At 73.5% G+C, this 17444-nt stretch carries 18 protein-coding genes; 10 read left to right on the top strand and 8 right to left on the bottom strand.

Annotated elements, in window-relative coordinates; translation table 11 throughout:
* Positions 1-128 precede the first annotated feature (128 nt).
* Positions 129-671, bottom strand: coding sequence for a hypothetical protein (locus ACFV2S_RS00225; protein ID WP_385552525.1), 543 nt, complete (start codon positions 669-671; stop codon positions 129-131).
* A gap of 384 nt (positions 672-1055) precedes the next feature.
* Between ACFV2S_RS00225 and ACFV2S_RS00230 the strand changes: the two genes are divergently transcribed.
* Positions 1056-2666, top strand: coding sequence for an amidase (locus ACFV2S_RS00230; RefSeq protein ID WP_385552528.1), 1611 nt, complete (start codon positions 1056-1058; stop codon positions 2664-2666).
* Between the two features lie 51 nt (positions 2667-2717).
* On the opposite strand, the gene ACFV2S_RS00235 is transcribed toward ACFV2S_RS00230, so the two are convergent.
* A complete protein-coding gene (locus ACFV2S_RS00235; RefSeq protein ID WP_385552531.1) occupies positions 2718-4628 on the bottom strand; it encodes a ricin-type beta-trefoil lectin domain protein in 1911 nt (636 codons plus the stop codon).
* Between the two features lie 320 nt (positions 4629-4948).
* Here ACFV2S_RS00235 and ACFV2S_RS00240 point away from each other — a divergent pair, with 320 nt between their 5' ends.
* The 5 genes from ACFV2S_RS00240 to ACFV2S_RS00260 all read left to right on the top strand — a co-directional run bounded on the left by ACFV2S_RS00240 (position 4949) and on the right by ACFV2S_RS00260 (position 8428).
* Positions 4949-5311, top strand: a complete 363-nt coding sequence (locus ACFV2S_RS00240) for a DUF1304 domain-containing protein (protein WP_385552534.1) — start codon at positions 4949-4951, stop codon at positions 5309-5311.
* Positions 5308-5904, top strand: a complete 597-nt coding sequence (locus ACFV2S_RS00245) for a TetR/AcrR family transcriptional regulator (RefSeq protein WP_385552538.1) — start codon at positions 5308-5310, stop codon at positions 5902-5904. Before ACFV2S_RS00240 ends, ACFV2S_RS00245 begins: the two co-directional genes overlap by 4 nt.
* A 213-nt stretch (positions 5905-6117) precedes the next feature.
* Positions 6118-6858, top strand: coding sequence for an alpha/beta hydrolase (locus ACFV2S_RS00250; protein WP_385552541.1), 741 nt, complete (start codon positions 6118-6120; stop codon positions 6856-6858).
* Positions 6859-7044: 186 nt separating this feature from the next.
* The gene (locus tag ACFV2S_RS00255; protein ID WP_385552544.1) at positions 7045-7422 is read left to right on the top strand and encodes an FKBP-type peptidyl-prolyl cis-trans isomerase; all 378 of its coding nucleotides are present in this window, start codon (positions 7045-7047) and stop codon (positions 7420-7422) included.
* A gap of 112 nt (positions 7423-7534) precedes the next feature.
* Complete coding sequence (locus tag ACFV2S_RS00260) at positions 7535-8428, top strand: GyrI-like domain-containing protein (protein WP_385552547.1); 894 nt, start codon at positions 7535-7537, stop codon at positions 8426-8428.
* Positions 8429-8630: 202 nt separating this feature from the next.
* Here the strand turns inward: ACFV2S_RS00260 and ACFV2S_RS00265 are convergent, their stop codons facing one another.
* Together ACFV2S_RS00265 and ACFV2S_RS00270 are read right to left on the bottom strand one after the other, a co-directional pair.
* Positions 8631-8951, bottom strand: a complete 321-nt coding sequence (locus tag ACFV2S_RS00265) for a hypothetical protein (protein ID WP_385552550.1) — start codon at positions 8949-8951, stop codon at positions 8631-8633.
* A gap of 59 nt (positions 8952-9010) precedes the next feature.
* Positions 9011-9961, bottom strand: coding sequence for a MerR family transcriptional regulator (locus ACFV2S_RS00270; protein ID WP_385552553.1), 951 nt, complete (start codon positions 9959-9961; stop codon positions 9011-9013).
* A 143-nt stretch (positions 9962-10104) separates the two neighbouring features.
* On the opposite strand from ACFV2S_RS00270, the gene ACFV2S_RS00275 reads away from it, so the two are divergent.
* A complete protein-coding gene (locus ACFV2S_RS00275) occupies positions 10105-11169 on the top strand; it encodes an NAD-dependent epimerase/dehydratase family protein (RefSeq protein WP_385552556.1) in 1065 nt (354 codons plus the stop codon).
* Between the two features lie 54 nt (positions 11170-11223).
* Here the strand turns inward: ACFV2S_RS00275 and ACFV2S_RS00280 are convergent, their stop codons facing one another.
* Entirely contained in the window at positions 11224-11634 is a 411-nt protein-coding gene (locus ACFV2S_RS00280; RefSeq protein WP_385552559.1) for a hypothetical protein, read from the bottom strand.
* Positions 11631-12809: a molybdopterin-dependent oxidoreductase gene (locus tag ACFV2S_RS00285; RefSeq protein ID WP_385552562.1), complete on the bottom strand. Its 1179-nt coding sequence runs from the start codon at positions 12807-12809 to the stop codon at positions 11631-11633. Before ACFV2S_RS00285 ends, ACFV2S_RS00280 begins: the two co-directional genes overlap by 4 nt.
* Positions 12810-12913: 104 nt before the next feature.
* Between ACFV2S_RS00285 and ACFV2S_RS00290 the strand changes: the two genes are divergently transcribed.
* A complete protein-coding gene (locus tag ACFV2S_RS00290) occupies positions 12914-14296 on the top strand; it encodes a glycosyltransferase 87 family protein (protein WP_385552565.1) in 1383 nt (460 codons plus the stop codon).
* Positions 14297-14338: 42 nt separating this feature from the next.
* On the opposite strand, the gene ACFV2S_RS00295 is transcribed toward ACFV2S_RS00290, so the two are convergent.
* Both ACFV2S_RS00295 and ACFV2S_RS00300 read right to left on the bottom strand, forming a co-directional pair.
* On the bottom strand, positions 14339-14632 hold the full coding sequence (locus ACFV2S_RS00295; protein WP_385552568.1) for a hypothetical protein: 294 nt from the start codon (positions 14630-14632) through the stop codon (positions 14339-14341).
* Positions 14633-14748: 116 nt separating this feature from the next.
* Positions 14749-15396 (bottom strand): alpha/beta fold hydrolase, encoded by a 648-nt coding sequence (locus tag ACFV2S_RS00300; RefSeq protein WP_385552571.1) that lies wholly within the window; start codon positions 15394-15396, stop codon positions 14749-14751.
* Positions 15397-15810: 414 nt separating this feature from the next.
* Between ACFV2S_RS00300 and ACFV2S_RS00305 the strand changes: the two genes are divergently transcribed.
* The gene (locus ACFV2S_RS00305; RefSeq protein ID WP_385552574.1) at positions 15811-16875 is read left to right on the top strand and encodes a hypothetical protein; all 1065 of its coding nucleotides are present in this window, start codon (positions 15811-15813) and stop codon (positions 16873-16875) included.
* Positions 16876-16924: 49 nt separating this feature from the next.
* Entirely contained in the window at positions 16925-17386 is a 462-nt protein-coding gene (locus ACFV2S_RS00310; RefSeq protein ID WP_385552577.1) for a pyridoxamine 5'-phosphate oxidase family protein, read from the top strand.
* Positions 17387-17444: the final 58 nt, after the last annotated feature.

The following is a 17444-nucleotide window of genomic DNA, read 5'->3' on the forward strand; positions in this document are numbered from 1 at the left end:
CCGCCCGCGGGGCGCCCCGCCGCCCCCACCCCGCACCCCCCCCCCCCCCCCCCCCCCGGCCCCGCGCCGCGCCCCCCCCCCCCGCGCGCGGGGGGGGGCGGCCCCCCCCCCGGGACAGGGGCGATCGGTCAGCAGGGGCGGATGTGGAAGACGGGGGTCCAGCTCGCGGTGCCCGTGGACTTGGCCACGTTCGACCAGCGTTCGCTGCCGTCGGAGTTGTAGAAGCGGGCTCGCGTGCCGGGGGTCTGGTTGTTGTTGAAGGTGCCGTCGCCGATGCCGTCGAAGTCGTAGGAGCCGCAGCGGTAGAAGTCGTAGTTCCGGCCGCGTCCGTCCGTGATGCACAGATGACCGTCCCCGCAGGCCAGGGCCGTCTCGGGCGAGGCCAGGTCGCGGGTTTCGGAGCGGCCGGGCACGGCGAGGGTGACGGTGCCGCCGGCGGTGGCGAGCCGGTTCGCGGAGATCTGGCGGGCCTGCGGATCCCGTGCGAGGAACGAGTCGACCTGGCGCTGGAGCTCCGCCGTCTGCTTCTCGGAGAGTCCGGCGGCGGCGGCCTGCCCGGCGTACTCGGCCTGCCGGCCGGTCGGCGCGGTCGAGGCGTGGGCGGACAGGACGGGTCCTGCGATCAGGGCGGCTGCGGCGGTCATGAGCGCCAGGGTCGTGCGCGCGGACATGATGGATCCCCTCTGCTTCCTGCAAGCGGAAGGCGTCCCGATTCCACGACGGGCCGCCCGGATATCGGTGTCCACCCTTCCACGGGCAGAGCAGCCCATTAAGGACGAAATCGGTCTCCGAGAGGGGACTTCGACCCGCATCACCCCCATCTCGCGTACCACCAGCTCCACTCGCCTCGCACGCGCGTACGCACATCGATGCATGGGGCAACGATTCTTCTCCCAGGGGACACGGACGCGTCCGGCCGCCCGCCGTGACGACGCGACCGGTCGGGCCCGGTGGCGTGAAAGAAGCGGAACGCGATCGCGGCACCACGTCGCCACCTCCCCCGCCCGGCCGCGACGCTCTTGCGCGCACGGTCCGGCTGCAGTGGTCTGTCCCCCATGAAGAAGAGAAGCGTGTGGGCACTGGCCACGGCTCTGGCCGTGGCGCCCCTTCTGGCGGCGGGCGTGCCGGGGCCGCCCGCGCAGGCCGTCGCGTCGCGCGCCGGGGCGTCCCCGTCCCCCGTTGACTCCGTACGCGTACGCGGCGTGAACCTGGACACGGTCACGATCCCCGAGTTACAGGAGCACATGAGCCGCGGGTCCCTGACCGCGTCCGAGCTGACATCGGCGTACCTGCGGCGGATCGAGGCGGTCGATCCGAAGATCGACGCGGTGCTGCGCGTCAGCCCCACGGCGCTCAGCCAGGCGGCCGCCAGTGACCTCAGACATCGCCGCGGGAAGGTCCGCGGCCCGCTCGACGGCATTCCCGTCCTGCTGAAGGACAACGTGAACACCCGCGACATGCCGACGACGGCCGGGTCGCTCGCGCTGGCGGGAAGCCCGCCGGACACGGACGCGGAACTGGTCGGGAGGCTGCGTGCGGCCGGAGCGGTGATCCTCGGCAAGACCAACATGTCCGAATGGGCCAACTTCCGTGCGGCCAGGCCGACGTCGGGCTGGTCGGCGGTGGGCGGACAGACGCACAACCCGTACGTCCTGGACCGCAATCCGTGCGGCTCGTCCTCGGGATCGGCCGCCGCCGTCGCCGCGTCCCTGGCGCAGGTGGCGATCGGCACCGAGACGGACGGCTCGATCGTCTGTCCGGCCGGGATGAACGGGGTCGTGGGTCACAAACCCAGCCTCGGACTGGTCAGCCGGTCCGGGGTCGTCCCCATCTCCTCCGAGCAGGACACGGCGGGTCCCATGGCGCGCAATGTCGTCGACACCGCGATCACCCTCGCGGTGCTCAGCGGTCACGGGGGTGCGGGATCCGGCGACGCCTTCGGCCGTACGGAGGCGGTCACGCGTGGCGGTGCCCTGCGCGGCAAACGGATCGGCCTGTGGCGGCTCCCCTCGCTCGGCGCCGACGTGGACGCCCTGATGACCCGGACCGCGGCGCGGCTGCGGGCCGCCGGGGCCCGGGTCGTCGAGGTGACACCGCCGTACCAGGACCGGCTCGCCGAGCTCGAGTTCCCGGCCCTGCTCAGCGAGTTCCACCGGGACATCGACGCCTACCTCGCCTCGCGCGAGGGGCCTCGTGACCTCGCCGCGCTGATCGAGTTCAACCGTACGCATCCGGCCGAGCGGACCTGCTTCGGCGGGCAGGAGCTGTTCGAGCAGGCCCTGGCCGCGCCGCCGACCACGGACCCGCGCCACCGGGCCGCGCGAGCCGAGCTGAAGGACCTGTCCCGGCGGTCCATCGACGAGACCATGGCCGCGTACGGCCTGGACGCCATCGCCTCCCCGGCGAACCCGCCCGCGTGGACGACCGACTGCGCGCGGGGCGACAACGACGTGATCCCCTCCTCCACGCCGGCGGCGGTCGCCGGGTACCCCTCCCTGTCCGTACCCGCCGGTTCCGTCGGCGAGCTGCCGGTGGGTCTGCTCCTGATGTCCGGCGACCGTCAGGACGCCGCACTGCTGTCGCTGGGAGCGGCGGTCGAGCAGCGGCTCAGGGCCTGGCGCGCACCCCGGTTCCTGCCGACGGTGGGACCGCGTCCGGTCGCGTAGCCGGGGCGGCCGTCCCTGGCGGGGGACGACCGCCCCGGCCGGCCCGCCGGCTCAGGAGGGCTGGTGGGTCCACTTCTGGTTGGCGGCGCCCGTGCACGTCCAGATCTGGGCGCGGGTGCCGTCGGCCGAGGAGTTGCCGGTGATGTCCAGGCACTTGTCGGCGGCTGTGTTCACGACGTCGTGTGCCGTGGGGTGGTACGACCAGCGCTGCGCACCGGTCCCGTTGCAGGTGTAGAGCTGAGCCCTGGTGCCGTCGGCGGTTCCGGCTCCCGTGACGTCGAGGCACTTGCCCAGGGCCCGGACGGTGCCGTCGGCGGCGAGCGTCCAGCGCTGGGCCGCGGTTCCGTTGCAGGTGTGGAGCTGGACGGGGGTGCCGTCGGCGGTGGCCGCTCCGGCGACGTCGAGGCACTTCCCGGCGAGGCCGGTCAGCGGTCCGCTCGGCGCGCCCGTGGCCGTACCGGACCAGGTGAAGGTGGCGGTGGTCCGGGCGGGCAGGGTGTACGTGAAGGACTGGCCGCCCCAGTCGACGCGGAGGGACCGGGCGGAGGAGCCGCCGTTGTGGGCGATGAGCGCCTTCGATCCGTCCGGGTTGCGCCAGGCGACGTTCGGGACGGTGGAGTCGTCGGTGGAGGCGATCCGGTACGCGCCGGGCCGGACGAACTTGGTGAGGTGGCCGGTCGTGTAGTACTCGATCGTGTAGTCGACCTGCCCGGCGCGCGCGCCGCCCTCCTGGACGGTGATCAGCCCGGTGCAGGTGCCACAGCCGCCGTTGTGCGGGCCCATGTCCTGGTTGAGCGCCAGGCTCCACTTCACCAGGCTGCCGCTCCAGTTCCGGGCGTAGCCGACGAGGTCCTTCAGGTCCTCGTCGTGCTGGTTCGTGATCCAGGTGCCGCCGGAGTGCTCCGTGCTGAACTGCCGCACGGTCGGGTACTGGTCGTGGACCTGACTGCCGACGGCCGGGTCTCCGGCGTAGCCGTGCCAGGCGATGCCGCCGAAGAGGGGGTCGTTCCGTACTCCGCTGTCGCCCAGGACGGCCGCGCCGAAGTTCGCGTAGTCGCCGTAGTTCCAGTCGTGCACGAGGACCTTGGTGGTGATGCCGGCGGCGCGGAAGGCCGGGTAGACGTGGTTCTTGGTGAACTCGACCAGACCGGAGGGGTTCCAGCTCATGCCCGGGTAGTTCATGGCGGTGGGGTTGGCGGCCTGGCAGCAGTTGGGCTCGTTCTGGACGGAGAGGTAGTCGACCTTGACCCCGGCGGCCTGGTAGCTCTGGATGTACTTGACGAGGTACTGGGCGTAGAGCGGGTAGTACTCCCACTTCAGCCAGCCCATCTGGTCCATCCGGCCGTTGTCCTTCATCCATCCCGGGGCGCTCCACGGCACCGCCTTCACCCGGAGCGCGGGGTTGAGCTGCTTGGCCTGGGCGGTCAGCAGCCGCACGTTCGTGTCGTAGCCGTTGGTGCCGAAGTCGGCGAGGTCGCAGCAGGTGTCGTCGAGGGAGACGTTGCCGGGCCGGGAGAGGTCGGACGCCCCGATCGGGTTGCGGACGAAGGAGAGGCCGATGCCGTCGGTCGGCGAGAACAGCTTGCGCATGACCTCGTCGCGGGTGGCGGCGCTGACGGCCCCGCCGCGCAGGAGATGGGCGGTCGTGTCGGTGAGGGACGCTCCGGCGCCCTCGAACTGCTGGTAGGTGACGGACTCGTCGACGGTGATGGTGCGGCTCGCGCCGCCGCCGGCGGGGCCGAAGGCGACCGGCGTCTGCGGGGCGAGGCCCCGCGTCACGGTGCGGCCTCCGGCGTCGGAGGTGGTCGTCAGCCAGACGTCCACCCGCTCGCCGGCGGCCTGCGCGACGCCTGGGCCGGTCACGACGAGACCGCTCGCGAGCAGGGCACCGGACACGAGAGCGGCGAGACGGCGGGGACGCGACCGCCCGCGTCGCGCGTACGACCAGGAACGGCTCAGCACCTGACATGCCTTTCGGTGGGGGACGCTCGGGCCCGGCAGGGACGGCCCGGTCGAACCGGGTCCGGCCCGCGCGCGCCACAAAACGACGGCAAGGCTTTTATCAAGGTGTGAAGTTATGGAGCCACCGGACCTCTCGTCAAGCCCTCTCACGCGTCAACTCGGCTTGGAAGAGGGCTTGTTCGGCTCATCGACGACCCGGAAGCGCGGTCGGCCCATGGGAACAGCCCCCGACGGGGCCGGCGTGGCCGTCGATGAGGATGATGGACAGATGTCCGGGTATCATGGACATCTGTCCATCACATCGAGAGGTCCGCGTTCTCATGGAATCCACCGCACACGTCCTGGTCGGGCTCGTAGCCGCCCTGCACGCCTACTTCCTGGTCCTGGAGATGTTCCTGTGGCAGCGGGCACCCGGCCGCAGGCTCTCGGGCTTCGACGCCGCCATGGCCAGGGCCACCGCGCCCCTGGCCGCGAACCAGGGCCTCTACAACGGATTCCTGGCCGCGGGACTCGTCTGGGGGCTGGTCGCGGACGACCCCACGGGGTCCGGGGCCCAGATCTTCTTCCTCGTGTGCGTGGTCGTCGCCGGTCTCTACGGCGGACTCACCACGAACCGGCGCATCCTCGCGGCCCAGGCGGCGCCCGGCGCCCTCGCGCTCGCCGCCGTCCTGATCGCCCGATGACCGCCGCCCCCGCCGATCCCCGCACGGCGCGCACCAGGGCCAAGCTCGGCCGGGCGCTCCTGGAGGAATGCGCCCAGCGCCCGCTGGCGGACGTGACCGTCGCCGCGCTCGTACGCCGGGCGGGGGTCGGGCGCGCCACGTTCTACCTGCACTACGCCGACCTGGAGGCCCTCGCCGTCGACGCCTGCGCGGACATCGTCCGCGAAGCCGTGGACGCCCTGCACGCGTGGCGGGGCGCACCCGACCCCGAGGCACCTCCCGCGGCCCTGCTGGCGTTCTTCGAGGACATCGCCCCGCACACCTCGCTCTACCGCGAGCTGCTGCGCCCGGGCGGCAGCGGCCCCCTCGGCCTCGTGCTCCACCAGGACCTGCGGGCCCGGAGCCGGTCCGAGCGCGCGCTGGCGGGCGCCCCGGAGCCCGACCTGGTCGCCTCGGCCGTGGCGGCGACGTTCGCGGGAGTGCTCGCCGACTGGCTGCACGGCCTCATCGACGCCACCCCGCCCGAGATCGCACACCGCGTCTGGCGCCTCCTCGTCACCCTGCACCGCACGCCGCTCCGGGAGGCGAGGGGGACGAGCGGATCGGCGGGATGACGGGGCGGGCCCGCCCCGATGCCGCCCTCGGGGGTGGCCGAAACCCGTTTGCCGGACCGTGGCGGCCGCTGCTACGTTGCCCGTGGCCGTGCGAGAGAACAAGGAGGTGGTACCCGTGAACGTATCGACGTGGGTGCTCTCCTCCGGGGTCACGGTCGGGCGATAGGTCGTCGTCCGGGAGCGCCGTCACTGTGCACTCCGAAAGGCACGACCATGCATGTCACTTCCGAACAGCGCCTCGACGACGACATCCGCGAGCGCGCGTTCACCCTCGGCGACATCCCCGGCATCCTCTGGACCCCCGCGTCCGCGTCCACCTCCGCACCGGCACCTCTGATCCTGCTGGGACACCCTCCCCTCGGGCTGAGCGCCATGTACCCGCGGCTCCTGGACCGGGCCCGGCACGCTGCGGCACAGGGCTTCGCCGCCGCCACCATCGAGCTTCCCGGAAGCGGTGACCGGCCCCGGCTGCCCGCCGTCGACCGGGCCCGCGCCGACCTCCGCCGGGCCGTCGAGGCGGGCGAACCCGTCACCGACGAGATCATCGACGCCCTCGTCCTCCCGCTCGTCGACCGGGCCGTCCCCGAATGGCGGGCCGCCCTCGACGCCCTGCTGTCCTTGCCCGAGATCGGCGGCCCCGTCGGGTACTCGGGCGGAGTGATCTCCATCGGCGTCCGGCTCGCGGTGGTCGAGCCCCGCGTCTCCGCCGCCGTCCTGTTCGCCGGGAGTTTCGTGCCCCGCGCCGTGTTCGAGGAGGCCCGCAAGGTCACCATCCCCCTCCACGTCCTGCTGCAGTGGGACGACCGGGGCAACGACCGGCAGGCGTCCCTGGACCTGTTCGACGCCCTGGGCTCCGAGGAGAAGACCCTCCACGCCAACATGGGCGGGCACACCGGCGTCCCGCACTACGCGAGCGACGCCGCGGACCAGTTCTTCACCCGTCACCTGAGGTGACACCGCGGGTGACGGGCGGCTCCGTGCCGCGAGGGGGGCGCCGCCCGTCACCGCCCGAGGCCCGCTGCCGGGGTGCCGCGTTCCGGGGATCCGCGTTCTCGGTAGCGTGATCGTCCACCGCGTGGAGCGACCACGCGGCCGGCCGGTCCGTACGAGGACCTCCGGCGGAGACCTGATGAGGCAGCCATGAGTGAACTGACGAAGCCCGAGATCGGCCTTCCGGAGGGTGACGCTCCCACCGAGCTGACGATCCGGGACCTCGTGGTCGGCGACGGCCCGGAGGCGAAGCCCGGCCGCGTCGTCCAGGTGCACTACGTCGGGGTCACCTTCGCCTCCGGGAAGGAGTTCGACGCCTCCTGGGACCGGGGAACGCCGTTCAAGTTCGCCGTGGGTGGCGGCAGGGTCATCAAGGGCTGGGACCGGGGCATCCGGGGGATGAAGGTCGGCGGGCGGCGCGAGATCATCGTTCCGCCGCGCCTCGGCTACGGCAAGCAGTCCCCCTCACCGCTGATCCCGGCGGGCTCGACGCTCGTCTTCGTGGTGGACCTGCTCTCGGTGGTCTGAGGCCGGCCGGCGCGGCGCCCTCGGCCACCCGATCGTTCCGGGCACGGATCGTCGGGTGCCGGAAGGGTGGTCGTTCCTATGGTGGAGACGTCAGAAGGAAGGACGAGCGGCCGTGCTTGAGCAGCTCAACCAGGCACTCGAACACATCGAGCGCCACCTCGAAGCGGAGGCCGACCGGGAGGTCGACGTCGCCGAGGTCGCCCGGATCGCCATGACGTCGGAGTACCACTTCCGGCGCCTGTTCTCGGCGCTCGCCGGCATGCCGCTCTCGGTGTACGTACGGCGCCGGCGCATGACGCTCGCCGGGGCCGAGGTGCTGGGCGGGGAGCGGACGCTGCTCGACGTGGCCGTGCGGTACGGATACGGCTCCGGCGAGGCGTTCGCCCGGGCGTTCCGGTCGGTGCACGGCATCGGGCCCGGCGAGGCCCGGCGCACGGGTGCGACGCTCACGGCGCAGCCGCGCATGTCCTTCCGTGTCGTCGTCGAAGGGAGTACGACCATGCGGTACCGGATCGTCGAGAAGGAAGCGTTCCGGGTCGTCGGCAGGAAGGCCCGCGTGCCTCTCGTGCACGAAGGGGTCAACGCGGCGGCCGCCGCGCACGTCCAGAGTCTGGACATGGAGACGATCGTACGGATGAAGGAGCTGGCCGACGGGGAGCCGAAGGGGGTCCTGTCGGCGGCGGTGCACCTGACCGACAGCCGGGAGGAGGGCACCGAGGTGGACTACTGGATCGGCGTGGCGACCGGGCCCGGGGCGACCGCCGAGGAGCTCGACGCCCTCGACGTGCCGGCCGGGACCTGGGCCGTGTTCGACAACCACGGGCCGTATCCGAGCGCCCTCCAGGAGCTGTGGCGGGACGTGTTCACGCAGTGGTTCCCCTCGAACCCGTACGCGAGCCGGCCGGGCCCCGAGCTGCTGCGGACGCAGCCGGTCGAGATCGGCGCGGAGACGGACTCCCAGCTGTGGGTGCCGGTCGAGCGGGTGAGCGGGAACGCCGAGGCGTGAGAACCGGGCCCGGAGGCCGCCCCCGCCAGGGAGGCGACCTCCGGGCCCGTGCCGGCTCGGGCGGGCGGCGGACCGCGCGGCATCCCCTCGGATCCGTCCCGCAGCTCGGGGAGCCGTGGAAGAGCTGCCGCTCACCCCCGGCCTTGAGCTCCTCAGGGCCGGGGGTGAGCGGCGCTCCGTGCTCGGATGCGCCGTCCGGTCCTCAGGACCCCGGCTCCCCGTCCGCGCGCCCGGCGTCCCGCGCCGACCCGATCGCCGCCCTCACCGCTTCGAGCAGGGCTTCCCAGCCCTGCGCCCGCTGCCACTCCTCCGCCGAGTGGTGCCAGGTGTGCTCCGTCGCCGGAGCTTCGGGCGGTCCGGTGACGATCACCACGGTCCTTCTCCCCTTCCGGTCGGGGCCCGTGACCCGCAGGTCCGTGTTCCGGACGTGGAAGCGACGCGGATGACTGCCGAAGACCTCGAGGATCCGGCCGTCGAACGTGTAGAACTCCCGGCCCAGCCTGGCCGTGATCTCGTCGGTCATGGGGGGACGCTACACACCGGGCCTCCCGGGGAACCAGGCCCCGTTCCTCGGGGAGTCGTTCACCGCTCCGGGATCCGGCCGCGGAGCGCCGCGGCGGTCCAGGTGAGCACCGGCTCCAGACTCTCCGGGGCCGGCCAGCCGTTGACGACGGCCAGCGACGACAGGTACCGGTCTCGGCGCGGATCGTTCATCCGCTCCAGTCGGGCGGCGAGGCGTCGGTAGAGCTCGGGGTCCGGGGGCGCCGCCCGCTGTCCGAGGACGCGCGCGTACTGCCGCGCGAGCGCCGTCACGATCGGCTCCGCCCCGGCCGACTCCGGCTCGACGCCGGCCTCGACGGCGCGTGTCACCTGCGCCCGGACGACGTCCGCCAGGATCCTGGCCAGGCCCATGGTGCCGTCGGGTGCCCGGTCGGTCGTCAGATCCCGCGCCATGCCGTGCAACGCGGAGCGGAAGTCCTCGTCCTGGAAGAGCTCGGCCAGTTCCGTCCACGCCTCGATCTGCTCGGGCTCGGGGTCGTCGGGGAGTTCGGGTGTCAGCGAGCGGGTGACCGCCGCGAGGACGGGGTGGTCCCGCAGGCCGTCGAAGACCGCGTCGAGGAAGTCGTCGACCAGACACTGCCGTTCGGCCGCCGACTGGCGGGCGAGCTGGTGCATGAGTTCCATCTCCTTGGGTGTCGAACCGCGCCGGGCCACCGCCGTCAGCACGGCGCGGCGCCGCCGCAGGACGCGGATCTGCACGTCCAGTGCCTCGGCGTGCGTCGCCGCCACGTCGGTCAGCGAGACCTCCCGGTCCATGACCCTGCGGATCGTGGCCAGATCGACTCCGAGCTCCCGCAGGGTGCGGACGAGTTCGAGGCGCGCGACGGCGTCGGAGCCGTACCGGCGGTATCCGGAAGGGGTGCGGTCGGTCGGCGGCACGATGCCCGTGTCCGCGTAGAACCGGATGGCCTTCACCGTCAGACCCGTACGCCGGGCCAGATCCCCGATCGAATGGAGCGTCTCGCCGTTCATGCCCCCAGCATCGCGTCTCCCCCTACCGGAGACTCAACCCGTACGCGCCTCCGCCCGACGCCGTCCCCCGGCGGGATGACGGAAGTCTTACGGCCCGGCGCGGAAGCCTCCTCGGTGCGGATCCGGTCCGTAGCGTCGCACCCATGCGTGTACTCGTCACTGGAGGAGCCGGCTTCATCGGCTCGCAGATCGTGTCGTCACTCCGCCGGGCGGGCCACGAGCCCGTGGTCCTGGATGCGCTGCTCCCCGGCGCGCACCCCACGGCACCCGAGCCGCCGGCGGCGGAGTTCCTGCACTCGGACGTCCGGGACGCGGCCGCCGTGCGGGCGGCGCTGCGCGGGGTCGACGCCGTCTGCCACCAGGCCGCGATGGTCGGCCTCGGCAAGGACTTCGCCGACGCCCCGGACTACGTGAGCTGCAACGACCTCGGAACGGCCGTGCTCCTCGCGGCCATGGCCGAGACGGGAGTCCGGCGGCTCGTCCTCGCCGGGTCGATGGTCGTGTACGGGGAGGGCCGGTACGAGTGCCCCCGCCACGGCCTCGTCCGCCCCGGGCCGCGCCGCCCCGAGGACCTCGCCGCGGGCCGCTTCGAACCGCGCTGCCCCACGTGCGGCTCCCCCCTCGCGCCCGGCCTGGTCGGCGAGGGCGCGCCCCTGGACCCCCGCAACGTGTACGCCACGACGAAGCTCGCGCAGGAGCACCTGTCCGCGGCCTGGGCCCGTGCGGTCGGCGGCACCGCGGTCTCGCTGCGCTACCACAACGTGTACGGGCCGGGGATGCCCCGGGACACGCCGTACGCGGGGGTGGCGTCCCTCTTCCGGTCGGCGCTCGCCCGCGGCGCGGCGCCCCGCGTCTTCGAGGACGGTGGGCAGCGGCGGGACTTCGTCCACGTGCGGGACGTGGCGGCCGCCAACGTGCTCGTGCTGGAGGCCGCCGGCGACCTGCCGGCCGGAGCCCTCACCGCGTACAACACCGGCACCGGGGACCCGCGCACCGTCGGTGAGATGGCCACGGCCCTGGCGTCGGCGAGCGGCGGCCCGCAGCCGGTGGTGACCGGCGCGTTCCGGCTGGGCGACGTACGGCACATCACGGCCGACTCCGCCCGGCTGCGGCGAGACCTGGGCTGGCGCCCGGAGGTCGCCTTCGAGGAGGGGATGCTGGAGTTCGCGCGGGCCGCGCAGCGGGCTTCGGCGGGGGTCGGCGTGTAGCGAGTTCAGCGGCGGCCGCGGGGGGGGGCGGCATCGGCCCGCTCCCCGCCGCACTCAGGAGGTGTCCACCCGCCGCCGTCGCCTTCGCCGTACGAGGACTCCCCCCGCGGTGACCGCAGCCACCGCCACCAGGACGATCACCAGATTCCGCGTGTACGGCAGGGGAAGCGCGGAGGGGTTCGGCGGCGCTCCCGGGCGCAGCAGGAGCGGCAGCGTGATCAGGACCAGGCTCCCCGAGACGAGCAGAGCCCGGCGCAGTGGTCCCCGGAGGCGGCGTCCGGCGATCAGCAGGCCGACGGCCAGTACCAGCGGCGCGATGATCCCGTCGTGGAGGACGAGCGCTCCGGTGAGCCACACCAGCACGCCCAGCGGGTCCGACCCCGCCGCCACCAGCCACAGCCCGAGGCCGATCGAGGCGACGCCGAGGGCACCGACCCCGTGGCGCAAGGCGTCCGTCGCCCTCACAGGACCTCCAGTCGGTGCACCCACTTGGTCTGCAGCACCCCCGGCCGGTTGGGGGCGATGATCCGGGCCGGGAAGCCGTGGTCGAGCGAGAGGGACTGTCCGTTGAGGGTGAGGGCGAGCAGCGTCAGGGGGTCCTCCGCGTACTCCGCGCCCATCTCCATCACCCGGTAGGAGCCGCTCACCTCCAGCGAGGTCACCCGTACGGCGTCCCGGCCCGGCCGTCCTCCGGCCCGCTCGACCAGGTCCCGCATTTGTACCCCGCCCCAGCCCGCGTCGACGCTCCAGCCCTCGACGCACGCGATGGGCAGGCGGACCGCGGTCTGCCGCATCGCGCGCAGGGCGTCGAGGGTGAGCGCGTACGGACGGGGGCCCGCCACCTCCAGTCGCCAGGCCCCGAGCGTCCGCGCGGAGACGCCGGCGGCGGCGGCCGTCCTGTTCACGGGGAGGCCCTGCGGGCCGTGGTCGGGGTGGCGGGGTGCGAGGAGGTCGAAGGCCTTCAGCGGGGTGAACGTCTGCCCGACGGTCGTCAGGGTCACCGCTCCGACCGCAGCGCCGGTGCCGAGGAGCAGCGACCTGCGGTCGACGGCGTCCTCCGCGGGCAGCGCGCGCGTCCCCTCCGAGCGCCGTCCCCAGTGGGCCGCGATCTCGGGGGACTTGACCGCGATGTGCAGCAGGATCGAACCGGTCGCCACCCAGGCGACCGCGAAGTGCACGGGCACGAACGAGAACGGCCACGGGTACCACTCGGCGATGTTGAGCAGACCCGTCAGGACCTCGAAGACGGCGGCGGCGACGAGGAGCCCGACGGACAGGCGCTCCAGCGCGTGCCGTGCGGACCGGACGGGAGGCCAGACGAACAGTCTCGGGTACACCGTCCACAGCTTCACCAGGAGCAGCACGATCGCCGCGAGGCCGGTGGCCACGTGGAGGCCCTGGGTGAGCCGGTATCCCCACACCGGCCGGGCCGGCAGGGCGTCGGCGAGCCAGTCCGGCGGCCGTTGGAGGTAGTGGCTGACGAGCCCGGTCACGAAGCAGACGGCGAAGGCGACGCCGAGCCACCGTCCGACGACCGTCGCGGTGCGCGCGTCGTGCAGGCGTCCGGTGAAGGCGGGTGGGCGGAGCGGCGGCAGGGCGGTCCTGCGCGGCTCGGGCGGGCGGGAGGTCATGACGTCCATGACACCTCCCGACGGGATGCCGTGGCCGGTCCGACACCTTACGAAACCCGAACGCCTCGACGGGTCGGCCCCGTGGGTGACCGGCGTACTGCCACGCTGCGTCCATGTCCCGTGCTCTCCTGGCCGCCGTGCTGTTCCTGGCGGGCCTCGCCGCCGCCCTCGCCGCCCTGCTCGCCGGGGGCGCGACCGGTGTCGGGTTCCTGGCCGGTTACGGGGGCGCCTGGGCGCTGTTCGCGGCGGCGATCGTCGCGCTGTACCGGGTCCCCGGGCGGGCGGTGGTTCCGCTGGTCCTGGCCGGGGCGGTCGTGGTCACCGCCACCGGCCTGGTGTCGGCGCCGCGTACGAGCACCGACTCCTTCCGGTACGCGTGGGACGGCAGGGTGCAGGCCGCCGGGATCTCTCCGTACGACCACGCACCCGGCGATCGGGCGCTCGTCGGCCTGCGCGACCCCTGGCTCTTCCCCGGTCCGGCCGACTGCGCGCACGGCCGCGACCTGTCGCCGCTCGCCGACGGCGGGTGCACCCGGATCAACCGTCCCGCGGTGCACACGATCTACCCTCCGGTCGCCGAAGGGTGGTTCCTCCTGGTCCATGCCGTCTCGCCGTCCGATGCCCGCCACAAGGCGTTCCAGGCCGCCTGCGCCGTCCTCTCCCTCGCCGTGACCGGCGTGCTGGTCGCCGCGCTGCGCCGGCGGGGCGATCCGCGGCGGGCGGCCCTCTGGGCCTGGTGTCCGGCCGTTCCCGTCGAGGCCGTCGACAACGCCCATGTGGACGTCCTCGCCGTCCTGTTCTCGGTCGCCGCCCTCACCGTCGTCGCGCGTCGGCGTGCCGTCGGCGGGGTCTTGCTCGGGCTCGCCGTCGCCGCGAAGCTGCTGCCGGGGCTCCTGCTCCCGGGGATGCTGTCCGGCGCGCGACGGTCTCGGGCGGCCCTCGCGGTGCTGGTGCCCGCGGTGGCGACGGTCGGGGGGCTGTATCTGCCGTACGTGCTGACGTCGGACGGGTCGGTCTTCGGATACCTGGGCGGCTACGCGCAGGAGGAGGGGTACGACGACGCGGGCGCGGGCGGCCGTTACGCGCTGCTGCGGCTCGTCCTGCCCGACGCCTGGGCCCTTCCCGCGACGGTGGTCGTCATGGCCGGCGCGGCGGTGGGGGTCTGGTGGCGGGGCGACCCTGAACGGCCCTGGCGGGGCGCACTGTTCACGACGGGCACGGCCTTCCTGCTCCTCACGCCCGGCTACTCCTGGTACGCGCTTCTGCTCGTCGCGCTCGTGGCGCTCGACGGCCGCGGGGAGTGGCTGGGTGTCGCCCTCGCCGGGTCCTTCGCCTATCTGGCCGGTCCCACGGCGGGGCCTGCGGCGACGACCGTCTCGTACGGGGTGGCGGCGGTGGTGGTGTGCGCGATGGCGGTGCGGGGAAAGGCCGTTGGCAGCGTGTCGCCCCGGACCTGGTGGGCCCGGGGCGGGGAGGGGCGTTCGGGCTCGGCCTGAGCTGTCCTCGCGTACCGACGGCTCTTGGAGTGGAGCGACGTTTCAGTGGACGACGAAGTTGTGGGCCGGGAAGATCGTGGGCCGCACGTCGGCGTGGCCGAGGTCGGCCAGGATCGGACCGAAGGTCTTCGCATGGGCTTCGAGGGCCTCCTCGCTCTCCCAGACCTCGGTCACATGGAACCCGTCGTGTGCCGGGCCCGCCGCGTGGGAGAGGAGCCCCGGGTTCCCCAGATCCGCGAACCGCGTGAAGCCCCGCCCGCCGGTCACACGCGCGATGACCGCGTCGTAGAGCTCCTGTCCGGCGCCGGGGAAGGCGAAGGTGACGATGACGGCCATGGGGACACCCCTGTCTGGATCCGCCGCTCGGCTGCGGCACGCCCGCGATCCTATCCCTCGGTATCGAAGTGAACACAAAGAGCAACCACCCGCCTGGGTGACGACCGCCGGCGTCCCTACCCGGCCGCGGCGTAGCGCTCCAGCCTGTCGGCCAGCTCCCCCGGGCGGCTGAGGGGGAGGCAGTGGCCGCCGTCCATCACGTCGGCCTCGACGCCGAGGCGGTCCCTCGCGACGCGACGGCTCCACTCCTGGGGCAGGAAGCGGTCGTCCCGCCCGAGAAGCACCCGGCAACGGACGGAAGGCCACCGCTCCAGCGGCCAGGGGCGGTCCATCGGGGTCTCTCGCTGGATCCGCGCGCGCCGCCGGGCCTCGGCGGCCAGTTCGGGCGGGACGTCGTGGTAGAACAGCTCCTCCTCGGCGGTGCGGACGAGGTCGCTGTGGCCCGTGGCTGCCCACCACTCGTTCGCGCTCTCGCCGGGCCGCGGGATCATGCCGGCGACGAAGACGAGGAGGTCGGCGGCCACACGGCCGGCCACCAGGGGCGCGGTGAAGCCGCCGAGGGAATGGCCGACGACGGTCAGGCCGGTCCGGTCTCCGATCGCCTCGACCACGGTGTCGGCGTACTCGCTCCAGGTCACCCCCTCGTCATCGCTGGGCAGGTCCGGGGCCACGACGTCGTGCCCCCGCTCGCGCAGCGCGGCTTCCACCAGGTGCCAGCTCCAGGCGCTGTCCCCCGCTCCGTGGATCAGCACGAAGGTCGTCATGGGCCGGTCCTTCCCTGGTCGTGCCGACCGCCACCGGACGCGGTCGCCGGTTCCAGGCTCGCAGAGGAGGCCGGGTACGGCATGCGAAGCCGCCGCGCCGTCAGAACCCGTCCGGGCAGACGGCGTGCGCTCGGTCCAGGGCGGCATCCTGATCGTGCCGGACCTGTCGACTCGGTTCCTTTCGGCTGCCCGACGCATCCACGGTTCGGGAGGCCCGGCACCTGAGTGTTAATCAGTCATTGCAATCGTGTTGCCCGCCATTGCAGTCGTCCGTCCGCCCTGTCGTTTCCCGCGCCTCGTGCGGCAGGGTCGTCGGTGCTGGATCCCGGCCGCATCCAGGAACGCGCGGCCGCCTCGTCCACGCCGACCTCGACCCGACGGCCGACGCCGCCGTCCTGAGCGGAGAGTGCTGACATGACGACCGCCACCACGGGGCCCTCGGCCGCGCTGCGCCTCGACGACGTACTGGCCCGGCGCGCGACGCCCTTCGGACACGGCGTGGACTGGGCGGACCTCGGCATCCGAGACGACGGTGACCTGCTCGCCGTGCTCCCGCCCCGGCTGCCGTTCGAGGCGTCCGGCACCACGGGCGTCCCCGTCGTCTGGTGGCGGACCCGTGAACAGCTCGTCCGGGAAGCCCGACACGGCGCGGAGCTCCTGGCGGCCGCATCCGCGGACCTCTTCGTCGTCCACGCCCCGCTGCGCGATCCGCACGGGTTCCTGTTCGGCTGCCTCGTACCCGCGCTGCTCGGACGCCGCGCCCACTACGCGCGGACCGTCGATCCGCTGCCGCCCGAAGCGCACCGTCCGCTGTTCGTGGCCGTTCCGTCCACCTGGGAGCGGCTGCGGCGTTCGCTGCGGGAGCTGCGCGGATACGAACGGCTCACGGTCGTGCACGGCACCGCGCCCCTCCCGGACGACGCCCTGGCGGTACGCCGCGCCGTCCCGCGGCTGTCCCTGATCGAGGTGCACAGTTCCGCCGAGACGGGCCTGGTCGGCACCCGCGCGGACGGTGATTGGGACTTCACGCTCGCGCCCGACGTGGCCTTCGCCCCGCGCCGGGACGCCGCACCGGCGGCACCCGCGCCCGTACCCCTGGCCGTCCGCAGCCCGCGGATCGCGGTCCGCGGCGACGGCCGGCCGTCGCCCGAGCACGTCCTGGACGACCTGGTGACCGTCACCGGCCCGCGTAGCTACCGTCTCGCCGGACGACGGGAAGCGCCGATCGAGATCAACGGCGGGACGGCCGCGCTCTCCGGCATCGAGACCGCCCTGCGCCGCTCCGTCCCGGGCGTCGGCCTGCGCTGTGTCCCCGTACCCGATCCGCTGCGCGGCGAGTGGTACGAGGTGCTCGTCGAGGGTGCGGAGCTCGACCGGCGGGCCGTCGCGGCGGCATCGCTGCGCGCGCTGCCCGCCTGGCAGGCACCCCGGACCGTCCGTCCGGAGACCCCCGGCGCCGCCTTCCGACTCCGGACGTAGGACCTGCGCCCCATGTGCGCGCCGAACCCGCTGGCTAGGGTCGGCTCCCATGCACGGTACGAAGAACGTCCGCCGCGACACGGCGGAGCGCACGCGGGACACCCTGGAACGGCTCGCCTCGGAGCGCGACATCTGGGTGTCGACGGCCCATCCCGACCACGGCCCGCATCAGGTGCCCCTGTGGTTCCTGTGGGACGGGCGGGCGGTGTGGATGTGCACCGCAGCGCACTCCGCGACCGTGCGCAACGCCCGCGCGGAACCGCGCGTACGGCTGGGGCTGCCGGACGCCCTCGACGTGGTGCTGATGCAGGGGGAGGCGACGTGCTTCTCCGCACAGGAGGTGCCGGAGGAGGCCGGGGACGCGTTCGCGGGGAAGTTCGGCTGGGACCCCCGCCTGGAAGAGGCCCCCTACGTGTATCTGCGCGTGGCGCCACGGACGGTGCGCGCCTGGCGCGGAGTACCGGAGCTGCGGGACAGGATCGTGATGCGCGAGGGAGTGTGGCAGGGCTGACCGAAGCCCTCGGACGAGGCGTTCGTCGCAGGAGCCGCCCAGGTCGGCGGGCTTCGAG

Origin of the sequence: Streptomyces sp. NPDC059695, from assembly GCF_042733785.1 — a bacterium.
In the GTDB taxonomy this organism is placed as follows: domain Bacteria; phylum Actinomycetota; class Actinomycetes; order Streptomycetales; family Streptomycetaceae; genus Streptomyces.